Source organism: Saccharomonospora glauca K62 (assembly GCF_000243395.2).
Taxonomy (GTDB): Bacteria; Actinomycetota; Actinomycetes; order Mycobacteriales; family Pseudonocardiaceae; genus Saccharomonospora; species Saccharomonospora glauca.
Genome location: NZ_CM001484.1, coordinates 1,017,140 through 1,041,758, shown reverse-complemented (window position 1 = coordinate 1,041,758; position 24,619 = coordinate 1,017,140). Strand labels below are relative to the sequence as shown.

The following is a 24,619-nucleotide window of genomic DNA, read 5'->3' as shown; positions in this document are numbered from 1 at the left end:
TTGTGGAACTGCCCGCGACGGCGCTCGCGGACCCCGCGTGGGTGACGGAGGACCTCGACCGGGCGCGACGACTGCACGGCCGAGCCGCGCCCGCGGTGCTGGGTACCATTCGGTGGTACTCGGCGTCGTCGGTGCTCGTCGCACCCGCCCTCGAACCCTGGGTGCACACGGGAGTGGCGCGCGACCCCGCCCTGGACGCCGTGACGTTCGACGTCACCGCCGACGGGCGGTTCCTCGACGCGCACTCGACCCGCGCCCTCGGGGCGGATCCGGCCGCTCTCGGCGCGGCACTCGTCCGGGCCCTCGACTCCGCTGTCACCGCGTTCGCGCGGGCCAGCGGCGCCTCCCCACGCGCGTTGTGGGCCGTGGGAGTGGACTCGATCGCCAACCGCCTGCTGTGGGCGGCGTCCACCACCGGCGACGCGAACACGGCGCCTCGGCTGGCCCGCGAACTCTCCGACCATATGGAAAGCGCGGCCCGCGAGCTACCGGGGTGCGTGTGGAACGGGTCCCCGCGCCCCCGGTTCGCCACGATGGGTGATCGGCTGGTGCTGCGGCGTTCGTCGTGCTGCCTGATCTACGAAGCCCCCGCCACGCGGGACTCGAAATGCGCGAGCTGCCCCCGCCAGACCCCGGCCGAGCGGGAGCACCGGTTGCGACTGCTCCTCGGCCCCTAGATGCCGGCCTCGTGTCGTTGGGTCACCGCAGACGGGTCTTTGTGCCCTGCTCAGGGCGGTGGGTCGTGACGCAGAGTCGATGTCGAGACCCGGCGGGTGCGAACCGCGACGAGCCGGGGGCAGGCGACGACACGAGGGATGCAACCGGTGACACAGCCACGGTCCGCGAAGGCGATCACCACTCCCGCCGAGATGCGGGAGCTCAGCGAGGTGGAATGCCTTGAGCTGCTCAAAACCGAACCCGTCGGGCGGCTCGTCTTCACCGAGAAGGCGCTGCCCGCTATCCGCCCGGTGAACTACGTCCTCGACGGCCGCGACGTGATCATCAGAACGTCGGGGGACTCATGGGCGCGCCGGGTGGCGGACACGGTCGTGGCGTTCGAGGTCGACAGCATCGACCACGCGAGCCACACCGGGTGGAGCGTCGTCCTGCTCGGCACCGCCACGGTCATCACCGACGTCAACACGCTGGTACGGGTCACGGACTTCCGCAACCGGCCGTGGGCGCCGGGCCAGCGCGACCGGTACCTGCGCATCCGGGCGGGGCAACTCACGGGACGACGGCTTTCGTTCGCGTCGAGCTGAGCCGCTCCCTCAGTCGGTCTCGACGAAGGACCTCACCGACACCCCGGCGTCGGTGAGCGCCTTGCGAACCCGGCGCGCGAGGTCGACGGCACCGGGGGTGTCGCCGTGAACGCACAACGACTGGGGACGCAGCGTCAACACACTGCCGTCCACCGCCCGCACGGCTCCCTCCAACGCCATGCGCACGCTGCGCTCCACCACCTCGTCGGGATCCCGAACCACAGCATGCGGCTCGCGACGCGACACCAGCGTGCCCTCCGGGGTGTAGGCGCGGTCGGCGAAGGACTCCAGCACGACGGTCAGCCCCGCCTCCTCGGCCCGGCGGACGAGCTCCGAGCCCGGCAGCCCCAGGATCGGAAGAGTGGGGTCGTAACGCCGGACCGCGTCCACCACGGCGGCCGCCTGTTCCGCGTGCGACACCACGGCGTTGTAGAGCGCGCCGTGAGGCTTGACGTAGCGCACGGCCGAGCCGGCGATCCGGGCGAACCCGTCGAGCGCCCCGATCTGGTAGATGACGTCGTTGGCCAGATCGTGGGGGTCCATGTCGATGAAGCGGCGACCGAACCCGGCCAGATCGCGGTAACCGACCTGAGCACCGATCGCCACGCCGCGTTCGGCGGCCCGTTCGGTGACACGGCGCAGCACGCTCGGGTCGCCCGCGTGGAAACCACACGCGACGTTGGCGCTGGTGACCACGTCCAGCAACGCCTCGTCGTCCCCGAGCGGCCACGCTCCGAAGCCCTCGCCCAGATCACTGTTGAGGTCGATCACCACGTCCACATCGACAGGGTAATCGCGTTTCGGCCGGCCGGGGACGGCCCGTACCGACGCCCCGGCCGGCCGGGGAACACGTCACCGCCTCGACGAGAAGACGCCGAAGTCCTGGAAGAACGCCTCGTCGTCGGCGGAGGAGGGAGCCGCCCTCCTCGGGGACGCCTGAGCCTTCGGAAGTGGCTGAGCGCTCGACGGCGCCTGCTGGGCGTGGGGCTCCGCGGACTCGGGGGGACGCTGGTCCCCGAACAACCGCTCGTCCGACTCGATGACCCGGTCCAACAGGTCCGTGCTGCCCAGCCCTCGCCGGACGACCTCCGCCTGCCGGCGCGCCGCGGCGGCGACGGCAGCCGCGATGGTCTGCTGAACCGTCGTGGACAACGTCGCCGGGCTGAGCTCGCGAACGCGGTCGGAGAACGTGACGGACGTGATCGAGCCTCCGGGTCCCGCCACCACGGTCACGACTCCGTCGGGCGACGTCACGCTCGCGCGGACGTTCTTGAGCTCCTCCTCCGTCTGCTTGTAGGCCTCGGCCCGACGGCGGTTGTCGGCCGCCGCCGTGTCCAGCGCCTCGATACGACGCATGAGCTGCGCTGCGTAACCACTCATTGCACCACTTCCGGTCGGATCGTCGAAAGAAAGTCGTGGAACTCGTCGAGCAGGTTCACGAACTGTTCGGGCAACGCCGTCAACGCCACCTGCAGGACCGCCATATGGGCGGAACTTCGTGGATGACGCATTCGGAAGAAGGCTTGGCGCTGCACGATGTACAGCGGTTTTCCGCCGTAAGGCAACGCGAACCGAACCGCCCGCACGAAACCGGGGTGGCTCGCGTTCCCTATCTCGCTTCGCTCCCCCACCTGCACATCGGACGCGCCCGACCGCAGCTCCGCCAGCGCCTGCTCCGCCACCTGTTCCAACGACGCGTAATGCGGCCGGACGTGACCGGTCACGGTGATGTTCGGGGTGAACACCCCCTTCATTTCCGGATACACCGCCACGAACGCGGCATTGTCAGCCTTGACCTCTCGCGGGGGCACCGCGACCCAGCCGTCCGGCAAGGTGAATCTCACCGGCGCCGGCAACGTCGACACTCTCGTACTCATTCCCCGACATTCCTCGTGCGGACGACATCGGCTGCTCGTCGATTCGGACGTCAGTCCGGGAACAACCGTTGTCGTGCGACGTCATTTCATTCGATAGCCGATGCGGCCGTCCCGATCCGGGGGCGAACCGCCGTCGACTTCGAGCAATTTCGGACACTTCCTCAAATCGAGGACAGGACCGTCATTTCGGTCAGCACCGCGAAGGACCGGGCTCGAATTCCCTCTTGCCACGGACACCTCCACGTCGCGGCCGCCGGGGGCCGGACCGTACCGATGACCAAGGTAGCCGCCCTCCGCGGAAGCGAAGGAGCCACCCCCTCACCTCGTCGTCACGACCAGACCGAGGCCGGAACGCGATCGAGAATGTCGCACCTCAGGTCGAGAGCCGCGACGAGCTGGTTCGGGTCGCAATGGTCGCCGATCGGATCGAACACGTCGAGCTGGTCGCCCAGCAACATGAACCCACTGAATTGTCCCCGCTCCGAAAGAAGCAGGGCCACCAGCTCCGGAGTCATGACGGCAGCGGTGAAATTCGGGTCCTGACCGCGCACGTCGAATTTCTCATCGAATTCCGGGTTCCCCGTCTTGAAGTCACCGGTTCCGATGGCGTCGTTGATCCGACTGGCGGCGGCCGCCATCCGGCTAACGGTGAGAGCGGGACGAGGCGCCGGTGTCCGCACCCACACGCAGCGCTGGGCCAGATACTCGCCACGGTGATACGTGTCCAACACCGCCGCCAGGAACGGTCTGCCGCGATGCACCCCGGTGACGACGTCCTTGGCCGAGGTCGCCCGTGGTGGGCCCACCAGGGGGTCCAGCACGAAAGGATGTGTGTACTTCCGGTACAGCTCGTTGTAGACGTCGACGACGCTGTCGTCGCGTTCGGCGTACTTCCAACCTCGGCGCGACAGTTCCTCGGCGAGCTGTCGGCGATCTCCGGCTTTCGGTCCGGCCATCCGGTTCAGCCTGACGATCAGCCACGCCAGCCCGCCGAGGAACACGACGCTGCCACCGACGGCGATGGCGACGACGACGCCGACACTCACGCCGTCGACCCCTCGAACCGAATGGTCGAGAGGAACTTCCCGAAGTCGCCCATGAGCTGGGCGAACTGCTCGGGCAACGCAGTCATCGCGACGTGCAGCACCGCGCGCCTGCCGGGATCACGCCGGTCCGGGGCTCCCAACAGCGCCTGAAGCTGGTAGACCTCTCTCGGGCTTCCCTCGATCACCGGCCGGAACCGGAGCGCCTGGGTGAAGCCGGGGCTCGCGGGCGAGCCGGTGTGCTCCCGCTTCCCCACCTCGACGTTCGGGTCCGTCTGACGAAGCCGTGCGACGGTCTCGTCGGCGATCTGCTCCAGCGACACGCTGGAATCGCGAACTTCCCCCGAGATCGTGATGTTGGCCGTGAAGGGTCCACTCGTGGCGGTGTGCAGCGCCACGAACCCCGGACCGTCCGCGCCGATCGAGTCGGGATTCACCGACCGCCATCCCTCGGGAAGCGAGAATTCGATCGGAAAGGGAAGGGTTGCTACCACGCTGTCTCCAGACCCGGCTCAGAAGCCGAGGGCGTTAGCGATTCCATTACCGACATTGGACGCGGCGTTCATGATGCCGCTGCCGACGTCGACCACGGTACCAGCGAACTCGCCCGGATCGATCGCGACATCGAACCCTCCCTTGGCGCCGAGCCCCAACGCGAGACCTGCCGACACACCAATGTGGAACTTGCCGTCGTCACCCATGCCGAACTGCGCACTCGCGTCCGCACCGGCTCCGTACCGTGCTTCCCCGTGGACCCCGACGGTGATGCCACCCGCCTCGGCACTGAGATCGGCGTCGACCTTCCCGCCGGCGAAGGCGCCGAGGTTCGCTTGAACCCCGTCGAAGCCCACCGAAACGTTGCCCGAGGCCTCGACTCCGATGATGCCCTGGGCCTTGCCCGAGAGCTTGCCGTAGTCGCCGTAGCTCAGCTCCCCTTCGGCGCCGCCCTTCGCGAGGTACGCCTCGGCACTGCCGCCCACGTTGACACCGAGGACGGACGTGGAGAAATTGCCTTCGGCGCCCGCGCCGAGGAGCGAGCCTTCGAGACTGCCCTTGCCCGACCAGTCGCCCGAGGAGAACTCGCCGTCGAGCTTGCCGCCGAGCACGTCGACGTTCGCCGACCCTTCCAACTTTTTCTCGGGGATCTCGATCCCTAGCTGACCGAGGACCTCCTTGATCTTGTCGCGGAGCATCCCGTCGGACTGGGAGCCCCACTTGCCCGACCAGCTACCTCCGGGACCGTGACGCTGCCAACCGCCGGGATCCCGTTCGACCCACTGCCCGGTCTCGGGGTCCCACACCCGCGTCTTCTCGCGCCGCTCGCTTCCCCATTCCTTGGACCCGAGGTTGCGCTTGTAACCGCCCTGACCGTCGGGCTCGAAGCCGAGCTTTCGGGCCACCAGGTCCCCGGCCAGGCTCAGCTCGTTGCGGGCGTTGTCCAGAATGGCCCGAGCTTCGTTCGCCACCGACGCGCCGGGATCGTTGAACGGCGCGATCGGCGCGCCCGTCGCCGCCGCCTGCTGCACTTGCGCGTCGTACTGAGCCGCGGCGGCGCGCGAGGCCGCCTGCGCCTCGGTGTACATCTCGATCGCCCGCTGCGCCTCCCCCTGGGCCCAGACCAGGATGTCGGCGTAGTCGGCGAGAGCCTCACCGCCCTGGCTGGTCTGTTCCAGAGCCCGGAACCACTTGGGAGGTTCGGCGGAGAAGACGTCGCGGAAGGTTGAGGCGGCTTCGCCGGTCCACCCCGCGGGATCGACAGTGCCGAGACCGTCGCCGGTCAGTCCGATCGCCTCGATGTTCTTGGTGAGCTCCCGCAGGTCCTCGATGATCGTCTCGGGTTCACCCGGAATCAGGTCCTTCGGATTGGTTGTCTGCCCCAGTTCGGCCATCAGGGCCGCACCCCCAGTTCAGCGAAGCCGGCCGTCTTGACATCAACACCGTGGGAGCGCGTCCGTTGCCTCACCCCGCACCTCCGGTGTCGTTTCCGGTGAGGGCGTCGGAGATCGTTCCGGTGGGTCCGCCGGAACCGGACCTGGTCTGTCCCCCCGTGATCGACCCGAGCCCGATTCCCCCGGTCCTGAGCATGCTCGGGTCGAGTCCCCCACCGTCGATCAGATCACCGAGGCCCGCGATGTTCGAGTGGCTCTCCGTCTCCTGTTCGAGATACGCAAGCGCCGCTCGCCTCAACGACTCACCGTGCTCAACGGCTTTGTCGCGAAGGGACTCCACCTCACGCTTGGCGTTCTCGACGAATTCCGCCCAGCACTGCTGGACTCCGGAATGTCCATAGTCACCCGTCGGTCCCCGCCACGGCAGCTGGAGAACTCTTCCGAGGACGTCGTCGATCTTGTCCGCGGCCTGCCGCAACTCGTCGGGGATCGCTTCGAAGCCAAACCCAACAGTCACGCCCTACAGGGTGTGGATCTTGCAACCCCTATACCCGCAAGATCCCTATCTTTCACCTGAATGGAGTAATGATCCCACGTATGGAGGAACCAATCGTCACGGATCCGTGAGGATGAGCGGCGGATGGACCACCCGGTCCAACCTCGAACAATCGGACATCGAGGAGACAAAGCCGACACTCGGCGACGCCACGACACGCCGGCGGGGCGAACACCTGGGCACGGAGAGCTCCGCCCTACTCCTCGACGTGCATCGAGGTGACGAACTCCCGGAAGTCATCCACGACCTTGGGGAAGTCCTGCGGAAGTGTGGTCAACGAGAACTCCAGCAGCGCCGCACGTTCCGGGTCCTCGGCGTTCGGCATGGTGAGGCAGACGTACATCTGCTTGATCTTTCCCTGCGGCAGGGAGACGTTCAGCACCTGCGTGAGCGCGGAGATCTCCCCCTCCTCCCTCATGTCGCTTTCCTCGACTTCCACCTCGGCGTTCCTGGTGGTACGCAGCTCCTCGAACGCCCGCTCGGCGACCTTCGTCAGGGAGATTCCCTTGTCGACGACCGTGCCGGTGACCACGATCGTGGGCGTCAACCCACCGCCGGAGAGTTCCGGATAGATCGCCGTGAGAGCCGCTCCCGCCGCCCCGAACTCCTCGGGTGGCACCTCCTGCCAGCCGTCCGGCAGGTCGAAGCCGACCGGGACCGGCAACGCGCCCGCGGAACCGTCCCCGGGCCCCCGCGACGGCTCGGGCTCCGGGGACCGCCCCGTGTTCCCGTCCTCCGGCCGCACCGGGACGGTCGGCGAAGGAGACGCCGGAGCGGAGGCCTCGGAGCCCGCGGCGATCGGCGTGCCCTCCGTCGAGGAACTACACCCGACGACCCCCACGAGAGCACAACCGACGACGAACGAGCTCAGGTTTCGCGTCCATGACGTCCCACGAGATTTTTCCGATGCGGCCATGAAAGGCGATCATGCCATTCCGGCGGGACATCATGGACGCCTTCGCCTTCCGTACTCGCCCGGATTGGACACCGGCCACAGCGACGCCGGGCGAGCGACGCGAACGCGGGCGGGAGCTCCGACCTATTCCTTGGGTTCTACCTTGGCGACGAACTCCTGGAAGCTCTCCGCGACTTCTTCGAAGTCCTCGGGAGCGGCAGACAACGTGAACTCCAGCAGCGACACACGGTCGGAGTTTTCAAAGTCCGGAACGGAGATGGAGATGTACATCTCCAGAACGTCCCGCTGCGGCAGGGAAACGTCCAGCACCTGCACCAGCCCGGAGAACTCGTCCTCGTCGTCCACCGGCTCGCTCTCCAGCACCTCCACCTCGGCGCCCATGCCGTCACGGAGCTCTTCGAGCATCTGCTCGGCAATCTCCGTCAGAGAGGTCTCCTCGTCGATGACCCTGCCGTAAACCAGGATCGTGGGCGAGAACCCGGTGCCGTCGTCGAGCTCCGGATACGTGGCCGCGTGAGCGACCCCCGTGACACCGAGCTCCTCGGGCGAGGTTTCCTGCCACCCGTCCGGCCACTCGAAATCGATCGGAATCGGCAGCTCGTCCGAGGAACCGTTACCGAAGGACCTGGGAGAGTCGGACGGCTCGGACGGGAGAGCGGAGGCCGACGAGGAGGACTCGGCACTCGACGCGTCCTCCGTCGAGGAACTACATCCGGCAACGAGCGCGAGAGCGCAACCAGTGGCGAGAGCGATCAAGTTCCGTGTCCACACTGTCCTGTGGAACTTTCTCAATCCGGTCATAAGAAATGATCTTGGCATTCCGGAAGGACACTGCGACCGCGGCCACCACCGGTCACCACTCAAATTAGAGGTAGATCACACACGAAACGAGAAGGCCGTGCCCCGGCCACTCCTCGGACGGAAGCGGCCGGGGCACGGTTCGGTTCACCGGATCCGCTCGTACGCGGGCAGCGTGAGGAAGTCCGCGAACTGCTCCGCGAGCGCCACTTCCTCGAACAACTCCACCGACTGGGCCAGCAAGTCGGCGGGGATCACGTCGGCGAGTTCACCCCGCACCTCCTCGAGCACCGTGCGCACGAGATCGGCGGTGACCTTCTCGCCGGTGTCGAGCTCCACCTCGTTGCGCACCCACTGCCACACCTGCGACCGCGAGATCTCGGCGGTGGCCGCGTCCTCCATGAGGTTGTGGATCGCCGCCGCGCCGTTGCCGCCCAACCACGAGGCGATGTAGCGCACCCCGACGTCCACGGCACCGCGCAGACCCTCCTTGGTGGCACGACCCTCGGTGGCGGCGACGTCGAGGAGCTGGTCGGCCGTCACCGAGACGTCCTCGCGGAGGCGGTCGAGCTGGTTCGGCTTGTCGCCGAGCACCTTGTCGAACTCCTCCTTGCACAGCTCGACCATGCCGGGGTGCGCCACCCACGAGCCGTCGAAGCCGTCACCGGCCTCGCGAGCCTTGTCGTCGCGCACCTTGGCGAACGCCTTCTCGTTCACCTCGGGGTCCTTGCTCGGGATGAACGCGGCCATGCCTCCGATCGCGAACGCGCCACGCTTGTGGCAGGTCCGCACCAACAGCTCGGTGTAGGCGCGCATGAACGGCGCGGTCATGGTCACGCTGTTGCGGTCGGGGAGGATGAACTTCTCGCCGGCGTCCCGGAAGTACTTGATGACGCTGAACAGGTAGTCCCAGCGGCCCGCGTTGAGCCCCGAGGCGTGCTCGCGCAGCTCGTAGAGGATCTCTTCCATCTCGAAGGCGGCCGGGATGGTCTCGATCAGCACGGTGGCCCGGATGGTGCCGTGCTCGATGCCGAGGGTCTTCTCGGCGTAGGTGAACACGTCGTTCCACAACCGCGCCTCGAGGTGGCTTTCCATCTTGGGCAGGTAGAAGTAGGGCCCCACGCCGCGGTTCAGTAGTTCCTTGGCGTTGTGGAAGAAGTACAGACCGAAGTCCACGAGCGCGCCGACGGCCTTGCGTCCGTCGAACTCCAGGTTGCGCTCGTCGAGGTGCCAGCCTCGGGGACGGACGACGATCGTGGCGTGCTCGACGTCGTCGCGCAGTTTGTAGTGCTTCTTCTCGGTCTTGAACTCGATCGTCTTACGGACGGCGTCGTACAGGTTGACCTGACCCGAGATGACGTTGTTCCAGTGCGGCGTGTTGGCGTCCTCCAGGTCGGCCAGCCACACCTTGGCACCGGAGTTCAGCGCGTTGATGGTCATCTTGCGGTCGGTGGGACCGGTGATCTCCACCCGGCGGTCGCGCAACGCGGGCGGCGCCTCCGCGACCTTCCACTCCGACTCACGGATATGACGGGTCTCCGGCAGGAAGTCGAGCCTGCCCGTCCGCTTGGCCTCCTCGCGACGTCGCACCCTGGCGGCGAGCAACTCGTCCCGCGTGGCAGCGAAGGAGGAGTGAAGCCCGGCGAGGAACTCCAACGCCTCGTCCGTCAGGATTTCATCGCCACGCTCGACAGCGGCGCCGAGCACGCGCACATCAGACATCGAACACCCCAAACGTGAGGACACGCGAACTGCAGAACAGTCACCACGGTCAAGATTTTCTGTATCTCGGACTATAGTTTCTACATTGCGGAACCTCAATGCGAGAGGAGACATCCGGTGGCGACCGCCAGATCGGGTAACGGCGGCGTGCAGTCGCTCCAGCGCGCGTTCGAACTGCTGGAGCGGCTCGCGGACACCGGTGGAGAGGCGAGCCTGTCGGAGCTGGCGGCCTCGTCGGGACTACCCATGCCCACGATCCACCGACTGATCCGCACCCTCGTCACGCTCGGATACGTACGGCAGAACACCAACCGTCGCTACGCCCTGGGCGCGCGGCTCATCCGACTCGGCGAGAACGCGAGCCTGCAGTTCGGGACCTGGGCGAGACCGCTGCTGGCCGAACTCGTCGACGAGGTCGGCGAGACCGCCAACCTGGCCGTCCTCGAACGCGACGAGGTCGTCTACGTCGCGCAGGTCGCCACCCAGCGGCATTCCATGCGGATGTTCACCGAGGTCGGACGCAGACTGCTGCCCCACGGCACCGGAGTCGGCAAGGCGATGCTGGCGACCCTCGACCCCGCCGACGCGCGGGCCCTGCTGGAGCGCACCGGCATGCCCGCCTACACCGAGCACACGCACACCGACGTCGACGCCTTCCTCCGTCACCTCGCCGACATCACCGAGCAGGGCTACGCACTCGACTCCAGCGAACAGGAGCTGGGGGTGCGTTGCATTGCCGTGGCCGTCCCCGACGCCCCCACCCCCACGGCCGTGTCGGTGTCGGGCCCCGAGGGACGGCTGACCGACGAAGCGGTCCGCGGCATCGCTCCCGCCGTGCAGCGCACGGCCCAACGGCTGTCGGAACAGCTCGCCACCCGGCAACCCGTCGAGTGACGAAGACGAATTTCTCCGGCGACTCAACGCGGTGGGGGCACCGTGACGTTGCTAAGGCGTGACTGATCCGACCCGGAACGAAGCGATACCCCGTCGCTTCGAGGATTTCGTACAGCAGCGGCTCGAACGCCTGTTGCGCTACGCCACGGCGTTGACCTGTGATCCGCACCTGGCGGAGGACGTCGTCCAGGACGTCCTGCTGCGCGCGCAGAGACGCTGGGATCGCATCTCCTCCCTCGACGCACCGGACGCCTACGTGCGGCGCATGGTGACCAACGAGTACCTGTCGTGGCGACGTCGGCGCGCCGCCCGGCACGTCTCGACCACCCACGAAGCGCTGGAGGCACTGTCGGCTCCGGTGGCGGACCACGCCACGTACTACGCCGAGCGGGACGCCATGCGTGCCCGGATCGCGACGCTTCCGCGCAAGCAACGCGCCGCGCTCGTCCTGCGCTACTACGAAAACCTCACCCACGCCGAAATCGCCGGTGCCCTCGGCTGCAGCGAGGGCACCGTCCGCAGCCACATCTCGCGCGCCCTGTCCGTCCTGCGCGCGACCGCTCCCACCGGGGCCGTGAAGGAGGTTCTGGCATGACCGACGACCGCACCGAGTCCTTGATCCGAGAGGCCCTCGCCCACGAGGCGAACCGGGCCGTCGACTCCGCTCCGCTAAGAGCCCAGCTGCTCCGGCGAGCCGGTCGACCCGCCTTCAAACGCGTCCCCGCCGCGCTCACGGCGGCCGCCGTGGCCGCCGTCGCGATCGCCGCCGTGGTTGTCACGCCCCAGCTGCTGGGCGGTGACCCGGTCGAGCAACCCGCCGCTCCGGCGGCCGCCCAGTCGATCGACAACAGCACCCTGGTGATCGCGGGCATGGACGACGACGGGTGGGCCGACGCGGTCCTGCTGGCGCGCGTGCGCTCCGACGGCGCGTCCGTGGTCTCCCTGCCGAGGGACACGCTGGTCGAGGTCCCCGGCCACGGGCAGGCTCGTCTGAGCGAGGCCTACCAGCTCGGTCGCGAGGCCGCGCTCGACGAGGGACGCGGCGACGAGGAGGCCGACCACCGGGGCGCGACGACGCTGGTGGACACGATCGAGGAACTCACCGGCACGACCGCCGACCACTACCTGCTGGTGGACACCTCCGTCGTCGGCCCGGTGACCACGGCGGTCGGCGGCGTCGAGGTGTGCGTGAACGAGACCCAGCACGACCCGTTCTCGGGCGCGGACCTGGAAGCGGGCAAGCAGACCCTCTCCGGCGACCAGGCCCTGGCGTTCCTGCGGCAACGGCGCGGTCTTCCCGAAGGGGACCTCGACCGCGTGGTCCGGTTGCAGGCCTTCGCCGAGTCGCTGTTCGCCTCGGTCGGCGACGCTCGCGTGAGCCTTCCCGAGATCGCCGAGACACTCGACGGACACGTCCTCACCGACCCGAAGCTGGACGTGCTCGCTCTGGCCGAGCAGTTCTCCACGTGGAAGCGCCCCACGTTCGCGACCGCGACAATCCCCATCGACGACCCCACCGCGATGGTGCCGGAGCTGGGCGCCGTGATCGGTGTCGACGAGGCGGAGGTCCGGGAGTTCGTCGGCTCCTTCCTCGACGGTCACAGCGACGGCGGAGACTCCGGTGAGCACGGCCCCGGCGAACCACGCTGCGTGAACTGACGAGAACACCACGAAGGCCACCGCCCGCGTGACGTGGACGGTGGCCTTCCTTGTTGGGCCTTCCTTGTTGGGCCTTCGTCGTTGGTCGACTACGCCAGCAACGCGTCGACGAACGCCTCCGGTTCGAAGGGGGCGAGGTCGTCGGGCCCTTCGCCGAGGCCGACCAGCTTCACCGGAACACCCAGCTCCCGCTGCACCTGGAACACGATGCCGCCCTTGGCGGTGCCGTCCAGCTTGGTGAGCACGATGCCGGTGACGTCCACGACCTCGGAGAACACCCGTGCCTGCGCGAGACCGTTCTGTCCCGTCGTGGCGTCGAGGACGAGGAGGACCTCGTCCACCTTGGCCTGCTTCTCCACCACGCGCTTGACCTTGCCCAACTCGTCCATCAGGCCGGTCTTGGTGTGCAACCGTCCGGCGGTGTCGATGAGCACGGCGTCCACGCCGCTGTCGATCCCGCGCTTGACGGCGTCGAAAGCCACCGACGCGGGGTCGGCCCCCTCCTTGCCACGGACCACCTCGGCCCCGACCCGCTCCGACCACGTCTGAAGCTGGTCGGCGGCGGCGGCGCGGAACGTGTCGGCCGCGCCCAGCAGCACCTTGTGGTTCTGGGCGACGAGCACACGGGCGAGCTTGCCCGTGGTGGTGGTCTTGCCGGTGCCGTTGACGCCCGCGACCAGGACGACGGCGGGCTGCTTCGTGCCGTCGACGGTGTGCGGGAGCGCACGCACCGCACGGTCGGAATCCGGGCCGAGGGCGTTCACGAGAACCTCCCTCAGCAGCGCACGAGCCTGCTCCGAGGTGCGCACTCCCCTGGCGGACAGCTCGGTGCGCAGGGTCTCCACGATCTCGGTGGTGGTGGCCGCGCCGAGGTCGGCGATCAGCAACGTGTCCTCGACGTCCTGCCACGAGTCCTCGTCGAGGTCACCGGCGCCGAGCAGGCCCAGCAGACTCTGGCCGAGTGCGGACCGCGACTTGGCCAGTCTGCCGCGCAGCCGCTCGATCCGTCCGGTCGCGGGCGCGACCTCCTCCTTTGGCTCGGGCGGAGCCTCGGTGACCGGCTCCGGAGCGGGCTCGGGTTCCGGTGGGGCGGGCGCGGTCTCGGGCTCGACGGTCTCGGGCTCCCGCGCCGGCGCCTCCGTCTCGGGCTCGGCCACGGTGTCCGTCTCGGACTCGGCCGCGGGCGCCTCGGGTTCGGCCGTGGGCGCTTCCACCGTGGAGCCCTCGGGCTCCCGGCGCGGCTCGGGAACGGCCTCGCGGGTCCGTTCCTCGGGCAGGGTCACGTCGACGATGTCACGCCGCGGTGCGTCCCTGGGCACGGCGGCGTCCTCACCCACCCCCGGTTCGCCGTCGGTCTCGGTGCGTTCGGACACCGGATGCGGAGGTGGCTCGGGCGAGGCCGGTTTCCCTTCACCACCCGGCGCCAGCGCGATGCCACCACCGGCCTGATAACCGCCGCCCTTGGGACGTTCCACTTCCTCGCGGCGTTCGAGACTGATGCGGCGCTTGCGTGCGATCGTCAGCCCGGCCACCAGTGCGACCAGGAGCACGACGGCCGCGATGACGATGATCCACAACCAGGTGTTCGACACGCTTGCCATCCTCCCATTCGACCGCCTCGCCAGCAGTGCGCCCCCGGAACCGGTGAACCTCGCGCACCAGCGCTTCCTCCCACACGAGAACCGATCGCACCGAGGTGCCGCGATCCCGGGGACCACTCGCTGTCATCGCCCGATCGCGCAACGGTCACCTAGCCTGCGAACCGTCACGGACGGTGGACCGTGCGTTAGTCAAAACACAACCGTCGTGACATCTTTTTGGACAATCCTTCACCAAACGTCTTGCGCCCGAGGCCGCCCTGGACTAGACCACCAGCGTGGTAGAAAGCAAGCCCGAGCTCCGCGTCGTAGGGCTCCTCTCCGGAACGTCGGTGGACGGGATCGACGTTGCGGTCGCCTCCTTCCGACGCGACGGTGACGAACTCACCCTGACCCCGCTCGGTCATCGCGAATTGCGTTACCCGGAGCAACTGCGACGTGACATCCTCGCCGCGTTGCCCCCCGCCGAGTGCAGCGCCGAACAACTCACCAAGTTGGACACGCTCGTGGGCCGGGCGTTCGCCGACGCCGCCGCGACGGCCGTCACCGAGATCGCGGACGGCCGCGCCGATCTCGTCGCCTCACTCGGCCAGACCGTGTTCCACTGGGTCGAACAAGGCAAGGCACGAGGCACGCTGCAACTCGGCCAGCCCGCCTGGATCGCCGAACGCACCGGACTCCCCGTCGTGGCGGACCTGCGGGTGCGCGACGTCGCCGCGGGCGGACACGGCGCGCCGCTGGCGAGCATGCTCGACGCGCTGTGGTTGCGCGCGACCGCGGAACGTGAGGGCAGGCCCGTGGGCGCCCTCAACATCGGCGGCATCGCGAACCTCACCGTGGTGCGCCCGGACGGATCGGTGCTCGCCTACGACACCGGGCCGGGCAACGCGCTGCTGGACATCGCCGCCGCCGAGGTGACCGGAGGCGCCCAGCACAGCGACGTCGACGGCGCGCTCGCCCTCCGCGGAACTGTGAGGCAGGACCTGCTGTCGCGATTGCTGGCCGATCCGTACTATTCGAGCGAACCCCCGAAGTCGACCGGCAAGGAGTACTTCCACGCCGCCTACCTCCGGCAGGCCACCGAGGGGCTGGGCCCGATCGACGGCCCCGACCTACTCGCCACGCTGACCGAACTGACGGCGGCGACGGTGGCCGCGGAGTGCGAACGCCACGGCATCGGCACCGTCGTGGCTTCCGGCGGCGGTCTGCGCAATCCCGCTCTCGTGACCGCGCTGCGGACCCGGATCACCGTGGTGCCCAGCGACGACGACGGTCTGCCCTCCGACGCCAAGGAGGCCTACCTCACCGCGCTGCTCGGCTGGCTGACCTGGAACGGAATTCCCGCCAACGTGCCGAGCGCGACGGGCTCGGCGGGACCGCGCCTCCTCGGCGCGATCACGCCGGGGGCAGGTCCGTTGACGCTCCCCGCGCCACACCCGCATCCCCCGACCCGCCTGCGGGTCGCCACCCCCGACACACCGTAGGAGACAGCCATGCGCGCACTGGACCTCGCGATCATCGCGATATTCCTGGTCGGGTCGCCGCTGCTGGGCATTCTGCTCGGCGGTAAGCAGAAATCCTCGACCGACTACTTCGTCGGCAGCCGACAGGTGCCGTGGTGGGCGGTGACGTTCTCCGTCGTCGCCACCGAGACGTCCACGCTGACGGTGATCAGCGTGCCGACCGTGGCCTATCTGGGGAACATCACGTACCTCCAGCTCGCGATCGGTTACCTCATCGGTCGCATCCTGGTGGCCTTCGTGCTGCTGCCGCGGTACTACGCCGGTGACCTCGTCAGCGCCTACGGTCTCCTCGGCACACGGTTCGGCAAGAGGATGCAGGGCACCGCGTCGATCACCTTCCTGGTCACCCGCCTGCTCGCCGACGGCGTGCGGCTGTTCGCGACCGCGATCCCGGTCAAGATGGTGCTCTCCGCGCTCGGCCTCGACGTGTCCTACTGGGTGATCATCGCCGCCATCGCCCTGGTCGCCGTCGTCTACACCTACCTGGGCGGGATCAAGGCGGTCATCTGGGTGGACGCCATCCAGATGGGCATCTACGTCCTCGGCGCGGTGGCCGCCGTGTTCTTCCTCGCGGGCAAGCTCCCCGACGGCTGGTTCGGCTCGCTGGCCGACGAGGGCAAGTTCCAGTTCTTCGACTTCTCGTCGAACATCATCACCAACCAGTACGCGTTCGTCACCGCCGTCGTGGGCGGCGCGCTGTTCGCGATGGCCTCGCACGGCTCCGACCAACTCATGGTGCAGCGTCTGCTGGCCTGCAAGAACGTGCGCGACAGTCAAAAGGCCGTGATCGCCAGCGGTGTGGTGGTGTTCTTCCAGTTCGCGCTGTTCCTGCTGGTGGGCGCGATGCTCTGGTCGTTCTACGACGGCGCCGCCCCGGACTCGCTCGGGTTGTCGAACAACGACGAGCTGTTCCCGAAGTTCATCGTCGAGCAGCTGCCCAGCGGGCTGTCCGGTCTGCTGATCGCGGGCATCCTGGCCGCGGCCATGAGCACGATCTCCTCGTCGCTGAACTCGCTGTCGACCTCCACCGTCAGCGACATCTACCAGCGGGTGACGAAGAAGGAGCTGCCCGACTCCGTCGTGCTGAAGCAGGCCAAGCTGTGGACGCTGATCTGGGCGGTCGTGTTCGTGGTGTTCGCGTCGATGTTCACGAGCACCGACCAGCCGGTGGTCGAGGTCGGCCTGAGCATCGCCAGCTACACCTACGGCGCGCTGCTCGGTGCGTTCGCCCTCGGCATTCTCGTCAAGCGGGCGCGCCAGACCGACGCGATCATCGCGTTCGTGGCCACGATCGTCGTGGCGGCCGTGTTCGTCCTCGGTATCACCTTCACCGTCGACGGCACGGAAGCCGGGCTGGCGTTCCCGTGGTACGTGCCGCTCGGCGTCGTGGTGACGCTCGTGGTCGGCGGTCTGCTCTCGCTGCGCCACCCGGCCCCGGAGACCGACGAGCCGGATCAGGTGAAGGAAGCGGCCTGATCACCCCGGTCGCTTGAGCGACGGCCGGGCGCCGAGGAACGGGCGCCCGGCCGTTCTCATGTCGTCGACGTCGTGTGGCCGACCGACCCCACGAACCGCGCCCGGCCGTCCGGCTGCCACTCCACGGGCACCCCCAGCCGCGTGGGCGGATGCCGCAACGACTCCGTGAGGTCCTCGTCGGCGACCCGGCCGATCCGGGAGATTCGCCGGCGGATGTCGGCCACTCGCCGTGCTCCGGCCAGCAACAGGTCCCATTCCTCGCGGGGGATCGCCTTCCCCGCCGCGTCGACGACCTCGGCGTTCGGCGAAGCCCACTCGACGGGCGAGGCGTCGAAACTCCACCAACGCCTGCTCCACGGCGGTGCCACGAAGCCGTGTGCCACGCACGGCACCGGCTGCCCCGGCACGAACCGCGTGCCCTCCCGCGCGGTGAAGCTCACCAGCCGGTAAGCGAACGCGGGCGGCGCCGCGGGATCACGCGAGGTGTCGGCAAGAACGAGGAGCTGCACGTCGGCGTCGGCATGCTCCACCACCATGCCGGGCACGAGCTGCCCTCCCCGGTACGGCTTGGCGGCGTTGCCCACCAGGAGGCCGCGCAGGAACAGCCCGAGTCCCGCCAGCACGGCCACCACGCCCGCCACCATCGAGGGCCACGACGTCTCGGAGGAGTCCATACCGGTGGCGATCGCCCAGATTCCGAGCGCGACCAGGCCACCACCGACCACGACGCCGATCGCGAGCCACCATGCCCGCCGGTAGACGTTCGGACTGCTGGCTCTCAAGTGCTCCGGATCGATCGGGGCGTCGAAGAAGCGGCGCGGGTCGCCCGTCGGCCAACCGTGCTCCGTCTGTTCGATCATGCGGGGCATCGTCGCAGATCGAGCCGCCGTACCGAACCCGTTCGAGTGAAAAGGCGGGACTTGTCGGCGGGAACCCGCTACGCCGACTGCTCCACGGCGTCGGGCGAGCGCAACCGCTGCGAGATCACCTTGGTGATGCCGTCGCCCTGCATGCTCACGCCGTACAGCGCGTCGGCGATCTCCATCGTGGGCTTCTGGTGGGTGATGATGATGAGCTGCGAACTCTCCCGCAGCTCCTCCAGCAGCCCGATGAGCCTGCGCATGTTGGTGTCGTCGAGCGCCGCCTCGACCTCGTCCATGACGTAGAACGGCGAGGGCCGCGCCCGGAAGATCGCCACCAGCATCGCCACCGCCACCAGCGACTTCTCCCCACCGGAGAGCAGCGACAGTCGCTTGACCTTCTTGCCCGGCGGACGCGCCTCCACGTCGACGCCCGTGGTGAGCATGTCACCCGGCTCGGTGAGCACCATGCGTCCCTCACCGCCGGGGAACAACACGGAGAACACGGTCTCGAACTCGCGGGCCACGTCGTGGAACGCCTCGGTGAAGACCTCCAGGATCTTGTCGTCGACCTCCTTGACGACGGTGAGCAGGTCCTTGCGGGTCTCCTTGAGGTCTTCGAGCTGGGTGGACAGGAACTTGTAGCGTTCCTCCAGCGCGGCGAACTCCTCCAGGGCCAGCGGGTTGACCTTGCCGAGCTGGGCGAGGTCGCGCTCGGCGCGCTTGGCCCGGCGCGCCTGCGTATCCCGGTCGTACGGGATGGGCTGGGGCTCCATCACCGTCTCACCGCGTTCCTTCGCGGCCTCGTACTCGGCCACCTCGGCGGGGCCGGGCGGCACGGGCACGTCCGGCCCGTACTCGGCCACGAGGTCGTCGAGGCCGATGCCGAACTCCTCCGCGATCCGGGCTTCGAGCTGCTCCAGCCGCAGGCGTTGCTCGGCCCGCGCCACCTCGTCCCGGTGCACCGCGTCGGTGAGCTTCTCCAGCTCCACCGTCAGTTCCCGCACCCGGTTACGCACCTGGTTCAACGCCTGCTCGGTGTGTTCCCGGCGGGCCTGGATGGCGTCGCGTTCGGCGGCGGCACGCTGCAACGACGTCTCGATGCGGGCGAGCGCGGTCTCGCCGCCCTCCACGACGGCGGCCGCGATCGCCGCGCCCCGTTCCCGCGCGCGACGGGCCTTCTCGGCCCGCTCCCGCGCCTGGCGTTCGGCCTCGGCCGCGCGCCTCAGCGAATCGGCCTTTCCCGCGATGCTCCTGGCGCGTTCCTCGGCCGTGCGGAGGGCGAGCCGGGCCTCCATCTCCTCCTGCCGCACCTCGGCCAGGGCCTCGGCGGCCTCGTCGCGTTCGCTCGTGTCGATGTCGGTGTCCACCGGCTGCTCGGCGACCACCGCGAGGCGTTCCTCCAGCTCCGCCAGTTGCGAAAGGACGTCCTCGCGCGTGCGCTCCACCTTCTCGCGCTGGGCGGTGAGGCGTTCGACCTCCGCCCGCGCGGAACGGGCGGCCTTCTCCAGGCTCGACAGCCGCTCCGCCGACCGAGCCCGGCGCACCTTGGCCTCGTTCAACGCCTCCTTGGCACGTTCGAGTTCGGCACGGCGGTCCTGCTGCTCGGCACGGGCTCCTTCGAGTTCCGCGGCCGTGCGCTCCAGCGCGCGTTCGGCCGCGGCGAGACGCTCCCGTGCCTCGTCAACCGCCGCCTGCACCTCGATGACGCTCTCGTCGCGGGCCGAACCACCCATCGCCCAGTGCGCGCCGAGCACGTCACCGTCCCCGGTCACGGCCGTGACGTCCGGGTGCTCGGCCACGAGCGCGCGGGCGTCGTCGAGCGACGACACCACGGCGACCCGGCGCAACGCGTGGTCGACGGCCGGGCGCAGTGCCTCCGGAGCGGAGACCACCTCACGCGCCCACCGCGCCCCGGCGGGCAGCGGGGGCAGGTCCGCCCGGTCCTCGTCCGTCGTCGCCGCGCCCACCAACAGGCCGGCGCGCCCGGCGTCGTTGTCCTTGAGATAACGCAGCGCGGCGACCGCGTTGTCGCCCTCCGCCACGGCCACGGCATCGGCCACGGGCCCGAGCGCGGCGGCGAGAGCCACCTCGTAACCGGGCTCCACCGTGAGCAACGCGGCCACCGAGCCCAGCAGGCCCGGAAGGTCGTCGGCGGCCCCGAGCAGCGCTCCCGCGCCGTCCTTGCGTCTCAATCCCATCGACAGCGCGTCGACCCGCGCCTTCTCCGACGCGATGTCGCGCTCGGCGGCGCGTTCCGCCTTGACGAGTTCCTCGACCCTGGCCTTCGCGGCCTTATGGGCCTCGACGGCGCGTTCGTGGCGGTCTCGGAGCACCTCGTCGTCGGAGTCCTCGACACCGCCCTCGGCGCGGGCCTCCTCCACGCTCTCCGCGGCGGCCTCGGCACGGGCCACGGCGTCGGAGATACCGCTGCTGAGACGTTCGATCTCCTCGGCGGTGGCGTTGCTCTTGCTGCGCAGGGCCTCCACCTGCCCCGACAGCTTGGCGATCCCCTCACGACGGTCGGCGATGGCCCGCACGGCGGCCAGATGCGCGTGTTCGGCCGCCTGCACCACCTGTTCGAGGTGCTCGCGGCGCTCCACCACCTCGTCGAGCACGGCGCGGGCCTCCGACACCGCCTCCGTGAGTTCGGCCTCCCGCTCGGCGACGCGCTCGGCCTCGGCCAGCAGCTCCTCCGGATCGCGTCCCGTGCCACCGGTGTCCACGTCGGCCGACAGATGTCGCTTGCGCTCGGCCGCCAGGCGCACGGTGCCGCGAAGCCGCTCGGCCAAGGCCGACAGCTTGTACCAGGTGTCCTGCGCGGCGGTCAGCTTCGGCGCGTCCTCGGCGAGCGTCTCCTCCAGCTCGGTCTGCTCCGATGTGACGAACTCCAGCGTCCGCTCCACCTCGGCGCGGCGGGCCCGCGCGGCCCTCTCGTCGGCCTCGTCCTTGGCGATCTCGCGGCGCTGCGTCACCAGGTCGTCGGCGTAGAGCCGCAGCTTCGCGTCCCGCAACTCCGCCTGGATCACCTGGGCCCTGCGGGCGATCTCGGCCTGCTTGCCGAGCGGTTTGAGCTGGCGGCGCAGCTCCGCGGTGAGGTCGTTGAGGCGGTCAAGGTTCGCCTGCATCGCGGTGAGCTTGCGAAGCGCCTTCTCCTTGCGCTTGCGGTGTTTGAGCACACCCGCGGCCTCCTCGATGAAGGCCCGGCGCTCCTCGGGCTTGGCCTGGAGGATCTCCGAGAGCTGTCCCTGCCCCACGATCACGTGCATCTCACGGCCGATGCCGGAGTCGGACAGCAGCTCCTGGATGTCGAGCAGCCGGCACGTGCTGCCGTTGATCTCGTACTCGCTCGCGCCGTCACGGAACATGCGGCGCGTGATCGACACCTCGGTGTACTCGATGGGCAGCGCACCGTCGCTGTTGTCGATGGTGAGCGTCACCTCGGCACGGCCGAGCGGAGGTCGCCCCGCGGTACCGGCGAAGATGACGTCCTCCATCTTGCCGCCGCGCAGGTCCTTGGCGCCCTGCGTGCCCATGACCCACCGCAGCGCGTCCAGCACGTTCGACTTGCCCGAACCATTGGGGCCGACGACACACGTGATACCGGGTTCGAACCGCAGAGTGGTCGCCGACGCGAAGGACTTGAAGCCCTTGAGCGTCAAGCTTTTCAAATGCACGCGGCGTAGACCTTTCCCGTACCGACTGTTCTCGTCCGGCGTCCACGGGCAGTGCCGACACTGTCCGATCGGATGATGCTACCGGCGTCCGACGCGCGGCCGTGGTAGGCGGTCACCGGCGTGGCACGCCGACGACCGACCGATCACGGCGCCGGTGACCTCGGAAATCAGCGTTCGACGAAACCGACCAGACCGCCTCGCGGCTCGGACCACAGCTCCGCCACGTGGTCCACCCGACCGGGTGTTTCTCCGGAGCGAAGCGCCCCCAGCAGGCGCTCGCACGCGTCCCGTGGCCCCTCGGCCACGACCTCCACCCGCCCGTCCGGGAGATTGGTGGCGCGGCCCACGAGGCCGAACTCCAGCGCCCGACTCCTGGTCCACCAGCGAAAACCGACTCCCTGCACCATGCCGTGCACCCACGCCGTCAGACGTGTCGTCTCAGTCTCGTCAGTCACACCGCTATCGTCGCGCAGCGCGACCGGCGACGATCGGCCGCCTCGCACGGGTGAGTGCGTTCGCGACCCGCGCTGACCCGGTGATACTGTGCCGCGCGAACGTTCTCGGGGGCTTGAAGCATCTCCGAAGGAGTCGCATGACCACCTCGCCAGGGCAGCCACCACGCGACCAGGCCGCGCCGCCCCGCGAGTCCGCGGGACGGTTGCACCGCGGCGGCTACCTCGCGCTCGCCGCCAGCGGCCTCGCGCTGTGCACGGCGTTCGCGGCGGTCGCGCAGATCATGCAGCCCGAGCTCACCGAAGACACGCGAACCACGCAGACGGGCCGCTCCACGGGAAGCGACGTGCAGAGGGAGCTCGTGCCGGGCCAGGCCGTGCCCGCCGAGGCCACCGTCGTGATCAACGGCGTGGCGATCACCGGCGAGATGCCCTCCTCCTCCAGCTCGCCGACCACGATCATCACCACCGACGAGGACGGCAACCGACGTACGACCGTCCACACCCCACCGCGGCAGGAGCCGACACACGGCGCACCCGGCGACGGCGACGACGGCAGCGGCCAGCAGCCGTCTACACAGCCGACCGACACTCAGCCCGGCCCCCAGCCTCCGGAGTCGCCGGGCAACGGCGACGGTGGGAACGGCGACGACAACGACGACGGTGACGACGGCGGCAGCGATAACGGCGGTGACGACGGGGGCGACGGCGGCAACGACGACGGTGACGACGACGGCAGCGAGAGCCCACAGCCACCGAGCAGCTCGCCCTCCCCGTCGACCGGCGGCTCGTCGGTGTCGGCCGGGCCTTCCTCGGCCTACAGTTCGAGCCGGACGGACACGGCTCCGGGCAGCACGTCTCCCACCGTGTCGGAAACGGCCACGCCCACTTCCTGATCACTCAGCGCAGCAGAACGCATAACCCGGAAGACGTAATCGGGCTCGTCGCACCGTCCCCTACTACTCCCGTGAGGAGAACGCGCGTCCCCCTTAAGCTTTCGATCTACCCTCTAATGTCTGAAACAAACAGAAGTTGATCGGTTTCAGATATATGATGAGAGGACTTAGACATAAGGGGGTCCGCGGTGGATGAGCCCAGTCCCGAGCTGCTGGAGAGCTACACACGCCTGCTCGACCTCGTACGCAGCGGGGTGGCCGACACGCGACCCGCGCTGAGCCAGAAGACCGGGCTCGGGCGGACCGCCATCACCCAACGCACCACCACGCTGCTGGAGGCGGGCCTGCTGGAAGAAGGCGATCTCAACCCCTCCACGGGCGGCCGCCAGGCACGAACGTTGCGGTTCCGCAAGGACGCGGGTCGCATCCTCACCGCCGAACTCGGTGCCACCGGATTCATCGCGGGCGTCACCGATCTCATGGGCACGGTGCTCGTCATGAAGCGCCGGGACTGCGACATCGCGCAGGGACCCGAGCCCGTGCTGGCGGAGGTCGAGGCCACCCTCGACGCGCTGCTGGTCGACGCCGGCGGAGTCCCGTCGGACGTGTGGGGTGTCGGTCTCGGCCTGCCCGGCCCGGTGGAGTTCGCCACCGCCCGCCCCTCGGAGCCGCCCATCATGCCGGGCTGGAACAACTATCCGGTGCGGGAACGCCTCTCCGCTCGTTACAACGCCCCGGTGTGGGTGGACAACGAGGTCAACCTGTTGTGCCTCGGCGAGCTCCGGGCCCCCGGCCAGCTCAACGACCTCGGCGACCTGCTCTACGTCAAGATCGGCACGGGCATCGGCGCGGGCATCAGCCACGGGGGTCGCCTCCACCGCGGGGCTCAGGGCTGCGCGGGCGACATCGGTCACGCCGCCGTCTCCGACGACAGTTCCGTGGTGTGCCGCTGCGGCAAGACCGGCTGTCTCGAAGCCGTCGCCGGAGGCGCCGCACTGGCCAGGGACGGCGAACGACTGGCCCGCTCCGGAGAGAGCCCGGCACTCGCCGCCGTCCTCGGAGCCAAGGGAACGATCACGGCCACCGACGTCACCGCGGCGGCGGGCGCCGGCGATCACCACGCCGTGCAGCTGCTGGTCAACGCGGGCAGGCGCATCGGGGCCATGCTCGCCACGATGGTGAACTTCTACAACCCGTCCACGATCCTGCTCGGCGGCAAGATCGCGGGCGCCGGGGACCTGTTCCTCGCCACGATCCGCGAGACGATCTACCGTCGCTCGCTCCCACTGTCCACTCGGGAGCTGCGCATCGAGAAGGCCCGGCTCGGCGAGGAAGGCGGTCTGGTCGGCGCCGCCTACATGGTGCTCGACGAGCTGTTTTCCGTACGCCACTTCGGCAAGTGGCTGCATGCGGGGTCACCGAGCGGCATCACCGGCATGCACGGCACCACCGGCGTCCAGCCGGGACTGGCCTCCGCGTGACCGCGCTCACCTGAGAACGAGCTGTGAATTGGGACCCTTC

At 69.0% G+C, this 24,619-nt stretch carries 23 protein-coding genes; 9 read left to right on the top strand and 14 right to left on the bottom strand.

What is annotated here, in order from left to right:
• Nucleotides 1-2 precede the first annotated feature (2 nt).
• Both SACGLDRAFT_RS04985 and SACGLDRAFT_RS04980 read left to right on the top strand, forming a co-directional pair.
• Nucleotides 3-677, top strand: coding sequence for a (2Fe-2S)-binding protein (locus SACGLDRAFT_RS04985; protein WP_040918573.1), 675 nt, complete (start codon nucleotides 3-5; stop codon nucleotides 675-677).
• Between the two features lie 147 nt (nucleotides 678-824).
• Nucleotides 825-1,262 (top strand): pyridoxamine 5'-phosphate oxidase family protein, encoded by a 438-nt coding sequence (locus SACGLDRAFT_RS04980; protein ID WP_005462279.1) that lies wholly within the window; start codon nucleotides 825-827, stop codon nucleotides 1,260-1,262.
• A 9-nt stretch (nucleotides 1,263-1,271) separates the two neighbouring features.
• Here the strand turns inward: SACGLDRAFT_RS04980 and SACGLDRAFT_RS04975 are convergent, their stop codons facing one another.
• The 10 genes from SACGLDRAFT_RS04975 to aceB all read right to left on the bottom strand — a co-directional run bounded on the left by SACGLDRAFT_RS04975 (nucleotide 1,272) and on the right by aceB (nucleotide 10,063).
• Complete coding sequence (locus SACGLDRAFT_RS04975; protein ID WP_005462276.1) at nucleotides 1,272-2,042, bottom strand: LamB/YcsF family protein; 771 nt, start codon at nucleotides 2,040-2,042, stop codon at nucleotides 1,272-1,274.
• A 72-nt stretch (nucleotides 2,043-2,114) separates the two neighbouring features.
• Complete coding sequence (locus tag SACGLDRAFT_RS04970) at nucleotides 2,115-2,642, bottom strand: YbaB/EbfC family nucleoid-associated protein (RefSeq protein WP_005462274.1); 528 nt, start codon at nucleotides 2,640-2,642, stop codon at nucleotides 2,115-2,117.
• Entirely contained in the window at nucleotides 2,639-3,139 is a 501-nt protein-coding gene (locus tag SACGLDRAFT_RS04965; protein WP_005462273.1) for a DcrB/PsbP domain-containing protein, read from the bottom strand. The genes SACGLDRAFT_RS04970 and SACGLDRAFT_RS04965 overlap by 4 nt, the downstream gene beginning before the upstream one ends.
• Before the next feature lie 329 nt (nucleotides 3,140-3,468).
• A complete protein-coding gene (locus SACGLDRAFT_RS04960; protein ID WP_005462272.1) occupies nucleotides 3,469-4,185 on the bottom strand; it encodes a hypothetical protein in 717 nt (238 codons plus the stop codon).
• A complete protein-coding gene (locus SACGLDRAFT_RS04955; protein ID WP_232284072.1) occupies nucleotides 4,182-4,619 on the bottom strand; it encodes a hypothetical protein in 438 nt (145 codons plus the stop codon). Before SACGLDRAFT_RS04955 ends, SACGLDRAFT_RS04960 begins: the two co-directional genes overlap by 4 nt.
• 75 nt (nucleotides 4,620-4,694) lie before the next feature.
• Nucleotides 4,695-6,071 carry a putative T7SS-secreted protein gene (locus tag SACGLDRAFT_RS21480; RefSeq protein WP_005462270.1) on the bottom strand — a complete coding sequence of 459 codons (1,377 nt, stop codon included), beginning with the start codon at nucleotides 6,069-6,071 and terminating at the stop codon, nucleotides 4,695-4,697.
• A gap of 70 nt (nucleotides 6,072-6,141) precedes the next feature.
• Nucleotides 6,142-6,588 (bottom strand): hypothetical protein, encoded by a 447-nt coding sequence (locus SACGLDRAFT_RS04945; RefSeq protein ID WP_005462269.1) that lies wholly within the window; start codon nucleotides 6,586-6,588, stop codon nucleotides 6,142-6,144.
• A gap of 235 nt (nucleotides 6,589-6,823) precedes the next feature.
• Entirely contained in the window at nucleotides 6,824-7,291 is a 468-nt protein-coding gene (locus SACGLDRAFT_RS04940) for a hypothetical protein (protein WP_157608763.1), read from the bottom strand.
• Nucleotides 7,292-7,666: 375 nt separating this feature from the next.
• Complete coding sequence (locus tag SACGLDRAFT_RS21475; protein WP_005462266.1) at nucleotides 7,667-8,299, bottom strand: hypothetical protein; 633 nt, start codon at nucleotides 8,297-8,299, stop codon at nucleotides 7,667-7,669.
• Nucleotides 8,300-8,488: 189 nt separating this feature from the next.
• A complete protein-coding gene (gene aceB / locus SACGLDRAFT_RS04930; protein ID WP_005462265.1) occupies nucleotides 8,489-10,063 on the bottom strand; it encodes a malate synthase A in 1,575 nt (524 codons plus the stop codon).
• Between the two features lie 117 nt (nucleotides 10,064-10,180).
• On the opposite strand from aceB, the gene SACGLDRAFT_RS04925 reads away from it, so the two are divergent.
• The 3 genes from SACGLDRAFT_RS04925 to SACGLDRAFT_RS04915 are packed head-to-tail and all read left to right on the top strand — an operon-like array spanning nucleotide 10,181 to nucleotide 12,616.
• Nucleotides 10,181-10,957 (top strand): IclR family transcriptional regulator, encoded by a 777-nt coding sequence (locus SACGLDRAFT_RS04925; RefSeq protein WP_005462264.1) that lies wholly within the window; start codon nucleotides 10,181-10,183, stop codon nucleotides 10,955-10,957.
• 58 nt (nucleotides 10,958-11,015) lie between these two features.
• Nucleotides 11,016-11,552: a SigE family RNA polymerase sigma factor gene (locus SACGLDRAFT_RS04920; protein ID WP_005462263.1), complete on the top strand. Its 537-nt coding sequence runs from the start codon at nucleotides 11,016-11,018 to the stop codon at nucleotides 11,550-11,552.
• Nucleotides 11,549-12,616, top strand: a complete 1,068-nt coding sequence (locus tag SACGLDRAFT_RS04915; RefSeq protein ID WP_005462262.1) for an LCP family protein — start codon at nucleotides 11,549-11,551, stop codon at nucleotides 12,614-12,616. Before SACGLDRAFT_RS04920 ends, SACGLDRAFT_RS04915 begins: the two co-directional genes overlap by 4 nt.
• Nucleotides 12,617-12,705: 89 nt before the next feature.
• On the opposite strand, the gene ftsY is transcribed toward SACGLDRAFT_RS04915, so the two are convergent.
• Nucleotides 12,706-14,217, bottom strand: coding sequence for a signal recognition particle-docking protein FtsY (gene ftsY / locus SACGLDRAFT_RS04910; RefSeq protein WP_040918570.1), 1,512 nt, complete (start codon nucleotides 14,215-14,217; stop codon nucleotides 12,706-12,708).
• 275 nt (nucleotides 14,218-14,492) lie between these two features.
• Here ftsY and SACGLDRAFT_RS04905 point away from each other — a divergent pair, with 275 nt between their 5' ends.
• On the top strand, nucleotides 14,493-15,698 hold the full coding sequence (locus SACGLDRAFT_RS04905) for an anhydro-N-acetylmuramic acid kinase (protein WP_005462260.1): 1,206 nt from the start codon (nucleotides 14,493-14,495) through the stop codon (nucleotides 15,696-15,698).
• A gap of 9 nt (nucleotides 15,699-15,707) precedes the next feature.
• Entirely contained in the window at nucleotides 15,708-17,213 is a 1,506-nt protein-coding gene (locus SACGLDRAFT_RS04900; RefSeq protein ID WP_005462259.1) for a sodium:solute symporter, read from the top strand.
• A 56-nt stretch (nucleotides 17,214-17,269) separates the two neighbouring features.
• On the opposite strand, the gene SACGLDRAFT_RS04895 is transcribed toward SACGLDRAFT_RS04900, so the two are convergent.
• The 3 genes from SACGLDRAFT_RS04895 to SACGLDRAFT_RS04885 form a co-directional block, all read right to left on the bottom strand.
• A complete protein-coding gene (locus SACGLDRAFT_RS04895) occupies nucleotides 17,270-18,082 on the bottom strand; it encodes a DUF3239 domain-containing protein (protein ID WP_005462258.1) in 813 nt (270 codons plus the stop codon).
• Nucleotides 18,083-18,150: 68 nt separating this feature from the next.
• Entirely contained in the window at nucleotides 18,151-21,750 is a 3,600-nt protein-coding gene (gene smc, locus SACGLDRAFT_RS04890; RefSeq protein ID WP_005462257.1) for a chromosome segregation protein SMC, read from the bottom strand.
• 167 nt (nucleotides 21,751-21,917) lie between these two features.
• Nucleotides 21,918-22,205 carry an acylphosphatase gene (locus tag SACGLDRAFT_RS04885; RefSeq protein ID WP_005462255.1) on the bottom strand — a complete coding sequence of 96 codons (288 nt, stop codon included), beginning with the start codon at nucleotides 22,203-22,205 and terminating at the stop codon, nucleotides 21,918-21,920.
• 137 nt (nucleotides 22,206-22,342) lie between these two features.
• On the opposite strand from SACGLDRAFT_RS04885, the gene SACGLDRAFT_RS04880 reads away from it, so the two are divergent.
• Together SACGLDRAFT_RS04880 and SACGLDRAFT_RS04875 are read left to right on the top strand one after the other, a co-directional pair.
• Nucleotides 22,343-23,098, top strand: a complete 756-nt coding sequence (locus SACGLDRAFT_RS04880; RefSeq protein ID WP_005462254.1) for a hypothetical protein — start codon at nucleotides 22,343-22,345, stop codon at nucleotides 23,096-23,098.
• Nucleotides 23,099-23,286: 188 nt separating this feature from the next.
• On the top strand, nucleotides 23,287-24,579 hold the full coding sequence (locus tag SACGLDRAFT_RS04875) for an ROK family protein (protein WP_005462253.1): 1,293 nt from the start codon (nucleotides 23,287-23,289) through the stop codon (nucleotides 24,577-24,579).
• The last annotated feature ends 40 nt before the right edge of the window (nucleotides 24,580-24,619 follow it).